12 protein-coding genes are annotated in these 11,128 nt (G+C 70.4%); 5 read left to right on the forward strand and 7 right to left on the reverse strand.

Annotation, left to right across the window (positions count from 1 at the left end):
• Positions 1–83: 83 nt before the first annotated feature.
• Complete coding sequence (locus tag M6G65_RS20615) at positions 84–275, forward strand: hypothetical protein (RefSeq protein ID WP_192707839.1); 192 nt, start codon at positions 84–86, stop codon at positions 273–275.
• A 23-nt stretch (positions 276–298) separates the two neighbouring features.
• A complete protein-coding gene (locus M6G65_RS20620) occupies positions 299–1,480 on the forward strand; it encodes a pyridoxal phosphate-dependent aminotransferase (RefSeq protein ID WP_238199914.1) in 1,182 nt (393 codons plus the stop codon).
• Positions 1,481–1,718: 238 nt separating this feature from the next.
• Here the strand turns inward: M6G65_RS20620 and M6G65_RS20625 are convergent, their stop codons facing one another.
• The 3 genes from M6G65_RS20625 to M6G65_RS20635 form a co-directional block, all read right to left on the reverse strand.
• Positions 1,719–2,783, reverse strand: a complete 1,065-nt coding sequence (locus tag M6G65_RS20625; RefSeq protein WP_238199913.1) for an alpha/beta hydrolase family protein — start codon at positions 2,781–2,783, stop codon at positions 1,719–1,721.
• Between the two features lie 108 nt (positions 2,784–2,891).
• Positions 2,892–3,404 (reverse strand): DUF533 domain-containing protein, encoded by a 513-nt coding sequence (locus tag M6G65_RS20630; RefSeq protein ID WP_238199912.1) that lies wholly within the window; start codon positions 3,402–3,404, stop codon positions 2,892–2,894.
• A 70-nt stretch (positions 3,405–3,474) separates the two neighbouring features.
• Complete coding sequence (locus tag M6G65_RS20635) at positions 3,475–3,816, reverse strand: hypothetical protein (RefSeq protein WP_238199911.1); 342 nt, start codon at positions 3,814–3,816, stop codon at positions 3,475–3,477.
• Between the two features lie 239 nt (positions 3,817–4,055).
• Here M6G65_RS20635 and M6G65_RS20640 point away from each other — a divergent pair, with 239 nt between their 5' ends.
• Entirely contained in the window at positions 4,056–4,940 is an 885-nt protein-coding gene (locus M6G65_RS20640; RefSeq protein ID WP_238199909.1) for a transglutaminase-like domain-containing protein, read from the forward strand.
• A 15-nt stretch (positions 4,941–4,955) separates the two neighbouring features.
• Here the strand turns inward: M6G65_RS20640 and M6G65_RS20645 are convergent, their stop codons facing one another.
• Entirely contained in the window at positions 4,956–5,984 is a 1,029-nt protein-coding gene (locus tag M6G65_RS20645; RefSeq protein WP_238199907.1) for an alpha/beta hydrolase, read from the reverse strand.
• A gap of 190 nt (positions 5,985–6,174) precedes the next feature.
• On the opposite strand from M6G65_RS20645, the gene meaB reads away from it, so the two are divergent.
• Both meaB and M6G65_RS20655 read left to right on the forward strand, forming a co-directional pair.
• On the forward strand, positions 6,175–7,161 hold the full coding sequence (gene meaB / locus M6G65_RS20650) for a methylmalonyl Co-A mutase-associated GTPase MeaB (protein ID WP_250102817.1): 987 nt from the start codon (positions 6,175–6,177) through the stop codon (positions 7,159–7,161).
• Between the two features lie 154 nt (positions 7,162–7,315).
• Positions 7,316–7,693: a CsbD family protein gene (locus M6G65_RS20655; RefSeq protein ID WP_192707831.1), complete on the forward strand. Its 378-nt coding sequence runs from the start codon at positions 7,316–7,318 to the stop codon at positions 7,691–7,693.
• A 91-nt stretch (positions 7,694–7,784) separates the two neighbouring features.
• Here M6G65_RS20655 and M6G65_RS20660 read toward each other — a convergent pair whose 3' ends face one another.
• The 3 genes from M6G65_RS20660 to M6G65_RS20670 all read right to left on the reverse strand — a co-directional run bounded on the left by M6G65_RS20660 (position 7,785) and on the right by M6G65_RS20670 (position 10,832).
• The gene (locus tag M6G65_RS20660) at positions 7,785–8,570 is read right to left on the reverse strand and encodes a 3-hydroxybutyrate dehydrogenase (protein ID WP_238199906.1); all 786 of its coding nucleotides are present in this window, start codon (positions 8,568–8,570) and stop codon (positions 7,785–7,787) included.
• Between the two features lie 61 nt (positions 8,571–8,631).
• Complete coding sequence (locus M6G65_RS20665) at positions 8,632–10,140, reverse strand: sensor histidine kinase (protein ID WP_250102818.1); 1,509 nt, start codon at positions 10,138–10,140, stop codon at positions 8,632–8,634.
• Complete coding sequence (locus tag M6G65_RS20670; protein ID WP_250102819.1) at positions 10,137–10,832, reverse strand: response regulator transcription factor; 696 nt, start codon at positions 10,830–10,832, stop codon at positions 10,137–10,139. The genes M6G65_RS20665 and M6G65_RS20670 overlap by 4 nt, the downstream gene beginning before the upstream one ends.
• Positions 10,833–11,128 lie beyond the last annotated feature (296 nt).

Genomic DNA, 11,128 nt, shown 5'->3' on the forward strand with positions numbered 1-11,128 from the left:
GTCCCAAGCTGCGCGGCGGGGTGATATGCAGGCGCGCTGCCTATGAGCCGCGGATGACCGCGTGCCGGATCTGAGTGTCGAACATGAACCCGCTCGTCCCCCTCTTCATCCTGCTGTCCCTGCCGCTCGCCGCGATCGGCCTCGTGCTCTACACGGATGAGGGCATCAATCCGGACCTGTTCTACGCGTCGGTGAAGACCTTCGTGATCCTGGGCGCGATCGCGGTGGCGATGTCGTTCGGCGCGATGAAGCTGTCCGAGCGCGCCAAGCACTGATCCGACTCGGCCCGGAGGGCGCGATGCTGCACGTGGTCCCGGCCTTCTCGCGCATCGGCGAGGAGAATGCCTTCGCGGTGCTCGCCCGCGCCCAGGCCCTGGCGTCCCAGGGCCGCGACGTGATCAATCTCGGCATCGGCCAGCCGGACATGCCGACCCCCGCCCACGTGGTCGAGGCCGGCATCAAGGCCCTGCGCGACGGCCATCACGGCTACACGCCGGCGGTGGGCATTCCGGGCTTGCGCGAGGCCGTGGCCCGCGACATCCACCGCCGCCACAGCGTCGAGGTCTCGCCGGATTCCGTGATGATCGTGCCGGGCGGCAAGGTCACCATGTTCATGGCGATCCTGATGTTCGGCGCGCCCGGGACCGAGATCCTCTATCCGGACCCCGGATTCCCGATCTACCGCTCGATGATCGAGTTCACCGGCGCGACGCCGGTCCCGGTGCCGATCCGCGAGGAGAACGGCTTCGCATTCTCGGCGGCCGAGACCCTGGCGCTGATCACGCCGAAGACCCGCCTGCTGATCGTCAACTCGCCTGCCAACCCCACCGGCGGCGTGACCCCGAAGGCCGAGATCGACGCCCTGGTGAAGGGTCTGACCGAGCACCCCGACGTGGCGGTGCTGTCGGACGAGATCTACGGCACGATGACGTATGACGGCGAGCAGCATCACTCGCTTCTGAAATATCCCGAGATCCGCGACCGGCTGGTCTATCTCGACGGGGCGTCGAAGACCTACGCGATGACCGGCTGGCGGCTCGGCTGGTCGGTCTGGCCGAAGCCGCTCTACGACGCCGCGCGCAAGCTTGCGGTCAACGCGCATTCCTGCGTGAACGCGGCGACGCAGTGGGCCGGGATCGCCGCGCTCGATGGCCCGCAGGATTGTGTGGCCGAGATGGTCGCCGCGTTCGACCGGCGCCGGGCGATCGTGGTGGACGGCCTGAACAGCCTGCCGGACGTGTCCTGCATCGCCCCGAAGGGCGCGTTCTACGCCTTCCCGAACATCTCCCGGACCGGCTGGAAGGCGAAGGCCCTGGCCTCGACCCTGCTGGAGGAGGCGGGCGTCGCGGTGATCGGCGGCCCGGATTTCGGAATCCACGGCGAGGGCTATATCCGCCTGTCCTACGCCAACTCGGCGGAGAACATCCGCCGCGCGCTGGAGCGGATGGGCACGTTCCTCAGCGAGCGCAAGCCGGGCTGAGAGGACACCGCGTCACGACCTCGGCAGAGGGGCGTGAAGACTCCTCCAGGCTCACGATGTCGACGCGGCCGTCCTTGCGAGCGCAGCGAAGCAATCCAGGCGGCGCCACGCCTCGCGACGTCGCGCTACCCTGGGTCACCTCGCTTCGCTCGTGATGACGGCGCGGAATGCGTCGACCGAAGCTTTCAGATGGACACCGGTGCGATCAGCGCGGCCCGTCGCGCCCGGTTTGCGCGCCTCACGACTTGCCCGGCGCGCGCTTGTCGATCCAGCCGGACAGCCAGTCTGCGATGTCCAGGCTGTTCTTGTCCTGCATCAGCATGTGCGAATTGCCGTGGATGCCGATCTCCGGCAGCAGGATCAGCTCGGCCCGGCCACCGGCCGCGTTCGCCGCAGCCACGAAGCCGCGGCACTGCTTGAGCCGGGGCGCCCAGCGGGGCGAGGCATCGACGTAGTCGCCGAACAGCACGAGGATCGGCAGATCCTTGTAGGGGGACAGGTCGTCCTTGGCCGGGTCCGGGCACGCCGCAGGCTCGATGGCCACGATGGCGCGGATCCCGGAGCGGTCGAGGGCGGCGGTCTGGAACGGGTAGATCCCCGACTGCGAGTGCGAGATCAGCACCGCGCCCTTGAGGCGCTTGGCGAGGTCCGACAGGGCCGGCACGGTCGGGTTCGGCACCGGCAGCGACGCCGACCAGTCGGGCACCATCTGCTTCCAGAACTCGCCCTGGGCCTCCAGGGGGAATTGCATGTCCGGGAACACCTTCGGGTATTCCGGACCGAACCGGAAGATCGCCCAGGCCGGTTCGCGCCCGGCCGAGAAGACGGCGGGCAGGGAATTCGGATCGGCCCGGCCCGCCTTGACGGCATTGATCTGCGCCGGGCTCGCCGCCGAGCGCCCACGCCACGCCTGATCGATCACGTAGGTGGGAAAGCCGTGGCGGACGAAGAACTCGTCCCAGCCCATGCGCCCGTCCGGCGTCGTCTCCCAGGTCTTGCCGGTGAGGCAGCACCCGTGGATCAGGACCAGCGGCGGCCGGCCGGCGCTCACCGGGATCTGATAGCGGACATAGATCTGATCGACGCTGATCGTGCCCGAGGGCGCGTAGGCCGGCAGCGTCGAGAGCGTGTCCGACTGGACGTCGCGGCCGCCGACGAAGAAGCTGCCCTGCTCGGCGATCGTGAGCGGCCCCGGAGCGGGATCAGCCGCGGAGGCGGGTCCACCGGCAATCAGCATGGCGGCGACCAGCGCGCCGGCGATCCGGCGGGCGCGCCCCAGCGCGGGCACTGACAGACCTGGCATGGAATATTCCGTCTCCCCGCGGACAGTCCGGCCGGACCACATCACGACTTGTATGCCTAGCACAAAGCCCGGCCGCCGTGGGAGGGCGGCCGGCTGAACGGCTCGCCGTCAGGCCGCGATGTCGCGTTCGACCCGGGCGGCGGCCTCTGCGGGAAGGTCCAGGGCCTCGGCGAGCATCTTCAGGAACTGTCGCTCCTGGATCGTGTCGGGATCGATCGCGAGCCGGGCCGCCGCGTAGATCCGCGCCGCGGCATCCGGTCCCGCGACGCGGTCGGCGATCTCGTCGAGGTCGGCCGGGCTCGCGAGCTCGCGCTCCAGCCAAGACCGACCGTCGGCATCGAGGCCCGCCTCGGCCACGGCGGCGTCGAGACGCTTGCGCTCCGCGGCGTCGACCATGCCGTCCGCCGTGGTCGCCGCCACCATGGCCCGCAGCATCAGCCGGGCCTCGTCCTCATCGACACTCGTGAAATCGGGCCCGCCGGTCTCGGGCGGCGCCGTCCCGCGCAGGGCCCGGAAGGCGAGGCCGCCGATCAGCGCGAGGCCGCCGAGGGCCGCGCCCGTAGCCAGCCCGCCGCGCCGCGCGCGCACCAGCGCGTCGACGATCCGCCTGCTGTCAGCCATGCCGTCCTCCCGGTCGTGATGTCCAAATCCGATCGGAAACCACCCGGGAGGCTCTTGGGTTCAGCCGCGCTCAGGCGTCGGCTTCGTCCTCGTCTTCGTCCTCATCGATATCCACCAGGAAGACGATGTCGGCCTCGTCCTCGTCGTCCGAATCGGCGTCGGCGTGGCGGGCGTCGTCGGTGAACTCTCCCTCCCCGTCATCTTCCGCCAGGGCGTCCTCGAAGATCTCGATCTCGTCCTCGGTGGCCGCCCGGACCTTGAGCGCGGAGGTGCCGTTCCAGAGCGGCTTGCCCTCGCTCGTCATGGTCCGGATGTCCTCCTTGAAACCTTCACAGGTGAACAGGTCCTTGGCGGACGCCTCGTCGCTGTTGATCACCGCAACGGCGGTGCCGTCGATCTCGAGCGTGAACATGGCCGGCATCCCTCTCGTAACCGTCCTCAGGCGCGCCCGGTCGACGGGATCGCGCGGGTGCGACGCCGAGCCCCGGGCGAAAACCCGTGGGTTTCGACCGGCGGTCATGGGCGCCGCGCCGGGATGCTGTAGGGGTGAAGCGGCCGGGCGCCAAGCCCGCCACTGCGGTGGCGGCACGATTCGGCGCCGCACGTCCGGCCAGGACGGCCAGCATCGGACAATGGAAGGAATTCCCGCGCATGCGGATCAGGCTCGGCTGCGAGATGCGCTACGCCTTTCCCTATCCCGTGCCCATGGTGGTGATGCTCAACGTGCATCCCTCCCGGGCCGATGCCCTCGAGGAACCCGACGCGCTCCGCACCGAGCCGCCCGTGCCCGTGGAGATCTATCGGGACGGCTTCGGCAATCTGTGCGGCCGCCTGACCGCGCCGGCTGGCAGCTTCACCATCGGCACCGATGCGGTGATCCGCGATGACGGGAAGCCCGATCCGGCGCATCCGGACGCCGAGCAGCACGCCGTCGAGGCCCTGCCGCCGGAGACCATCGTGTTCCTGCTGCCGAGCCGCTACTGCGAGTCAGATCTTCTGGCCGACACGGCGTGGCAGCTGTTCGGCGGGATCACGCCGGGCTGGGAACGGGTGCAGGCGGTCTGCGACTTCGTCCATGGCCATATCGCGTTCGGCTACGAGTTCGCGCATCGGGACCGGACGGCCGTCGACGCCTACGCGGGCGGGCGCGGCGTCTGCCGGGACTTCACGCATCTCGCGGTGGCGTTCTGCCGCGCCCTCAATATCCCGACGCGCTACTGCACCGGCTATGTCAGCTTCCTCGGCGAGCCCGAGCCGCATCCGGCCGGCGACTTCGCCGCCTGGATGGAGGTCTATCTCGGCGGCCGATGGCACGTATTCGACCCGCGCAACAACAGCCCGCGGGTCGGGCGGGTGATGGTGGCCTACGGCCGCGACGCCGCGGACGTCCCGCTGACACACACGTTCGGGCCCAATCCGCTCGTCGGTTTCCGGGTCTGGGCCGACCAAGTCGACCAGACCGAAAGGCCCGCGGTCGCAACCCTCCCGCCGGAGGAGCCGCTTCCGCCACAGATCATGACGACCCGGATGGGCTGAGACCCCGCCGGGGCCTCAGACGCCGGCACCCCGCGCGATGGCGCGCTTGACCACGCCCTGAACCTCCGGATTCGAGAGGAATAGGTCGTGGTTGATCAGGCCGCCGCCGTAATCGGAGGCGTCCGCGACGCGCACGCCGAGCGCCTCCAGCTTGGCGCGGTCGACGGCGCCGGCCCGGACGCCGCCCGCGATCGCGGCCGAGAGCTCGAGGGCGCGATCGTTGGTGGCGGAGATCACGGTGATCTTCGAGACGTCGGGTCCCAGCCGGGCGACGCCGTTGGAGAACAGGTCGAAATCGATGTCGGGCGCGGCGAGCACGACCGCGCCGATGCGCGCCATCGCCGCCTCGCCGGCCTCGGCGCGCAGCATGCGCAGGGTCTCCAGGGTCAGGAGCGTGCCCATCGAGTGCGCGACGATGTTGATCCGGCCGCCGCTCGGCGAGGCGGCCAGGGCCTTGAGCAGGTCCTCGAAGGCGTCGCGCGACCACAGGGCGCTCTCGCGATCGTAATTGTAATCCAGGGTCGCGGCCGCCGACGGCCACGTGAACAGGCCCGAGACGCCGCGGAAGCGGATCCCGTCCGAGAGCCGGGCGGCGCTGACGGCGGCCGACTCGAACGATTCGCGATAGCCGTGGACGTAGATCAGCACGTCGCGGCCCAGGGCGGCCTGCGCGAAGGCTTCGGCGGCGGCCGGGCCCGTCTCGGTCTTCGGCACCGCCCCGATGGTCCAGTCGCCGGTGATGACGGCCGAGACCTTCCCCAGCAAGGAGCGGTCGGGGGGCGACAGGCGCACTTCGGCGAAGCTCAGGCCGCGTCCGCGATCACTGCTGAAATACGGTGGGCGCGGCGGGTTGCCCACGGGCTTGCGGGTGGTCGCCACCAGCAGCACCGGCATGACATCGAGCGCCGACTGCTTCTCGGGCAGCCCGGCTCCGGTTCCGAGGTCGTCCGTGACGCAGGCGCCGAGCAACGGCGCGAGACCCGCGGCGCCCGCGAGGGCACCGAACCGGAGAAGAATGCGGCGTGAGACGATATGGCTCGGCATGATCCGGGTGCGCTCGGGCGGGGCGTTCTCCGTCGCCCAGGATCGTGACCATGGCGGGGCATGATCGCCGCACACCGGTGTGAACAGCGGGTAAGGCCGCGCTTGTGGCGTGCGGACCACAGCCGATCCGTCCCCCGCCCCGACGGCACGCCCTCTCGACGGCGGCCGTTGGCGCCGCCATGAAGAGACCATGACGCCATCCATCGACATCGAGAGCCTGCGCGAGCGCCTGCTGCGCGGTGACCGCGCCGCCCTGGCCCGGGCCATCACGCTGGCCGAGTCGAAGCGCGCCGATCACCGGGCGCTCGCGTCGGATCTCATCGACTCCGTTCTGCCGGAGACCGGGCGGGCGATCCGGGTCGGGATCACCGGCGTGCCCGGCGTCGGCAAATCGACCACCATCGATGCCCTCGGCTCGAACCTCACCGAGGCCGGCCACAAGGTGGCGGTGCTGGCGGTCGACCCGTCCTCCTCGCGCACCGGCGGCTCGATCCTGGGCGACAAGACCCGGATGGCGCGGCTCGCCCACGACCCGCGCGCGTTCATCCGCCCCTCCCCGTCATCCGGCACCCTGGGCGGCGTCGCGGCGAAGACCCGCGAGACGATGCTGCTGTGCGAGGCTGCGGGATTCGACGTGATCTTGGTCGAGACGGTGGGGGTCGGCCAGTCGGAGACGGCGGTTGCCGACCTGACGGACTTCTTCCTCGTGCTGATGCTGCCCGGGGCCGGCGACGAGCTGCAGGGCATCAAGAAGGGAATCCTGGAACTCGCCGACATGATCGCGGTCAACAAGGCCGACAGCGGCGAGGCCGAGCAGCGGGCCAACGCCGCCGCCTCGGAATACCGGGCGGCCCTGCACATCCTGACGCCGGCCTCCGCGACCTGGTCGCCGCCGGTGGTGACGATCTCGGGCTTCCACAACCTGCGGCTCGACGCCCTGTGGGCGAAAATCGCCGATCACCGGGAGAAGCTCACCGCCACCGGCGAGATCCAGGCGAAGCGCCGGACGCAGGACGTGAAGTGGATGTGGGCGCTGGTAGACGAGCGCCTGCACCAGCGCCTCGTCGGCTCGCCCGAGATCCGACGCCGCACCGCCGAGGCGGAGGCGGGCGTCGCCCGGGGCGAGACCTCCCCGGCCGCGGGCGCGGCCGCCATTGCCGAGCTGATCGGCCTCTGACGGGTTTCGCGGCACGTCCCCTCCGTGGCGCCGGGTCGAGGCGCACAAATTCGCATCGGCCGGGGGCACAAACGCCATCTCGCGCGTTCGGTGGACGACGGCGTAACGAGCGGCGCCCCTGTCGCGGCGCCGTGCTCACGTCCAGGAGAGTACCATGGTTGATACGGATCGGATCGTCGGCGGCGCCAAGGAGGCTGCCGGCAAGGTTCAGGGGGCGGCCGGCGATTTCGTGGGCTCGAACCGCGACTCGGTCGAGGGACGCTTCCGCGAGGCTCAGGGTCAAGCCCAGAATGTCTACGGGCAGGTGAAGGACAAGGCGCGCGACCTCGCCGACCGGGCGAGCGACTACGCGAGCGATGCCTATGATCGCGCCGGCGACGTGGCGGGCGACGCCTACGGCCGAAGCGGCTCCTACCTGCGTGACGGGCGCGCCGCCGTCGGCGCCCGGGTGGAGGAGAATCCTCTGGTCGCGCTGCTGATCGCGGGCGCCGTCGGCTACGGCCTGGCCCTGCTGGTCCACGGCCGCCGCTGAAGATGGATGGCCCCGCCCGTCACCGGGCGGGGCTGCTCCAGGACGTCTCGCGACCGCGCCGCGATCAATCGGATCGAACCCAGATAACCAGCTACTGCGCCGTCCAGCCGCCATCCATGCTGATATTGGCGCCGGTGATCTGGCTCGCCGCGTCGGAGCACAGAAACACCGCGAGCGCGGCGACCTGATCGACCGTGACGAATTCCTTGGTCGGCTGCGCCTTCAGTAGCACGTCCTCGATCACCTGCTCCTTGGTCAGGCCGCGGGCCTTCATGGTGTCGGGGATCTGCGCCTCCACGAGCGGCGTCCACACATAGCCCGGCGAGATGCAGTTCACCGTGATCCTGTGGGGTGCGAGCTCCAGTGCCGCCGCCTTGCTGAGGCCCGCGATCCCGTGCTTGGCCGCCACATAGGCCGACTTGAACGGCGAGGCGACCAGCGAGTGCGCCGAGGCCGTGTTGATGATCCGGCCCCAGCCGCGCGCCTTCATCCCGGGAATGGCCGCGTGCATCGCGTGGAACGCCGAGGACAGGTTGATCGCGATGATCTGCTCCCACTTCTCCGCCGGAAACTCCTCGATCGGTGAGACGAACTGGATGCCGGCATTGTTGACCAGCACGTCGACGGATCCGAACGCCTCTTCCGCCTCCCGCACCATGGCGGTGATCGCCTCCGGCTTGGTCATGTCGGCAGCCGAGTAGTGGGCCTTGACTCCGTAGGCGCTCTCGATCCCCGCGCGCGCGTCCTCGATGGCGTTCGCGTCTCCGAAGCCGTTCAGCACGACGTTGGCGCCCTCCGCCGCGAGCGCGCGGGCGATGGCGAGGCCGATCCCGCTGGTGGAGCCGGTGACGAGGGCGGTCTTGGTCTTGAGGGTCATGGAGCCTCCTGGGACGCACGGCCGATCCGGTGCGGCGGCCGCGGAAAGCCGGGTCGAAGACCTACCTAGCGCGTGAGGGCGCCACCGGCACAGGGCCGTCCGATGGCGGTGCGTACCCGATGTCACCGGTCTCGCCCCCCGCGCCCGTCTCGGCCGGGAAGCTGATCTCCACCCGCAGACCCGGCGCGTTGTCGGAGAGGCGCAGCGTCCCCTGGTGCAGGCGGACGACGGCGTTGACGAGGCTGAGGCCGAGCCCGAATCCGGGCCGCGTGCGGGCGTCCTCCAGCCGCACGAAGCGATCGAGCACGCGGGCGCGCTCCGCCTCCGGGATACCCGGCCCGGGGTCGGAGACAGCGAGGCGGACGGTCTCGCCCGCACGCCATGCTTCGAGGGTGACGCGCGCCGCCGTGCCGTCCGAGGCGGCTCCGTATTTCAGGGCGTTGTCGACGAGATTGGCCAGAGCCTGCCCGATCAGCTCGCGGTTGCCGGCGATCGTCAGGCCCTCCTCCGTGCGCACGTCAAGGACGAGCCCCTGATCCTCAGCGAGCGCCTCGTACAAGTCGCCGACGCCCCGCACCGCCTGTCCGAGATCCAGCGGCACCAGAATTTCCCGGGCGCTGCCGGCCTCCAGCCGGGCGATCATCAGGAGGGCGTTGAACACTCGGATCAGGCCGTCGCCCTCCTCGATGACGGCCTCGAGCGCCGCGCGCAGCTCCTCCGGCGATGAGGCGCGGCGCAGGGCCTCGTCGGCCCGGTTGCGCAGGCGGGTCAGCGGCGTCTTCAGATCGTGGGCGATGTTGTCGGACACCTCGCGCATACCGCGCATCAGCTCGCCGATGCGCTCCAGCATCTGGTTGAGGCTTGAGGCGAGGCGGTCGAGCTCGTCGCCGTTGCCGGCCACGTGCAGCCGGCCGTCGAGATCGCCCGCCATGATCGCCCGGGTGGTCTGGGTCATGGCATCGACCCGGCGCAGGACCCGGCTGGCCGCGAGCCAGCCGCCGATCACCCCGAGGAGCACGACGGCGGCGAGCGAGGTGACGAAGGCGCGCCCGATCACCGCGCGCAGCCGGTCGCGCTCTTCGGTGTCGCGCCCGACGAGGAGCCGGAATCCGCCCGGCAGGGTGAAGACCCGCACGATCGCCCGGTGCGCCTCGGCATCCGAATCGTTGCGGCCGTAGCGCGTCTCGCTCTGGCCGGGCGTCGCCAGTACCGCGGCCGGGACGTAGCCGACATTGCCGACGACGTGGTCACCGCCGGCCGTGGTCACGAGGTAGAGGGAGGCACCCGGCTCGCGCGAGCGCCGCTCCACCACGGAGATCAGCCGGCGCAGGCCGCCGGCATTGTACTGTTCCGACAGGCCGTTGATCTCGGCATCGATGGTCGAGACGATCTGGTCGCCGAGCACTGCCCGGGCATTCCACGCGACGTAGCCGAGCGCCAGGAAGGCGCAGAGCGCGAAGATCGCGAGGTAGGCGAGCGACAGCTTGAACGCGGTCGTGCGGAACAGCTTCTGGAAGCGCGCGCCGCTGGTCTCGGGCGCGAGGGGCTCGCCGGCCGGGTACCCGGTCACCCGGGGCCGCCCTCGTCGACGCGCAGCACGTAGCCGGCTCCCCGCACCGTGTGGATGATCGGCGACGGGAAGCCCTTGTCGAGCTTGCCGCGCAGGCGCGAAACGTGGACGTCAATCACGTTGGTCTGCGGGTCGAAGTGGTAGTCCCAGACGTGTTCGAGCAGCATGGTGCGCGTCACCACCTGGCCGGCATGCCGCATTAGATATTCGAGAAGCCGGAATTCCCGCGGCTGCAACGGGATCTCCCGGCCGGCGCGAGTCACGCGATGCGACAGCCGGTCGAGTTCCAGATCGCCGATCCGGTAGCGCGTCTCTTCAGCGGCGCCCGAGCCGACCTGCCGCCGGGCCAGGGCCTCGGTCCGGGCGAGCAGCTCGGAGAACGCATAGGGTTTCGGCAGGTAATCGTCGCCGCCGGCGCGCAGGCCCTTCACCCGGTCGCCGACCTGCCCCAGCGCCGACAGGATCAGGGCGGGCGTCGCCACCTTCTGCTCGCGAAGCGAGCGGATCAGCGAGAGACCGTCGAGTTTCGGCAACATCCGGTCGACGATGAGCACGTCATAGTCGCCTTCGCGCGCCAGTGCGTATCCGTCGAGGCCGTCATGCGCGCTGTCGGCGACGTGCCCGGTCTCGCGGAACGCCTTCACCAGATAGGCGGCCGCCTCCCGGTCGTCCTCGATGATGAGCAGTCGCATGGAACCGGTCCATAGCGCGGCGCGCGAGTCGGGGGAACGTGTCTCGGTCAACATGGTCAAGCCACTCCCCTCCCCTGTCGCCTCCTGAACGGGCCGGGGCCGCGGGAGGGGGCTCCCGGCCCGTTCCGAAGCGGCGCCTCAGGATCCTCGGAGGGCACGAGGTCCGCCGGCGGCTTCGTCCACGCGATCCGGCGCTCAGATCGTTGGCATAGGGACGATCACCCACTGCCGATTACAGGACGCTCGCGGCCGGATGACTTCGCGGTAAGGCGCGCGCGGCGCGCAGCCGAACGCGC

The organism is Methylobacterium tardum, assembly GCF_023546765.1.
Taxonomy (GTDB): domain Bacteria; phylum Pseudomonadota; class Alphaproteobacteria; order Rhizobiales; family Beijerinckiaceae; genus Methylobacterium; species Methylobacterium tardum.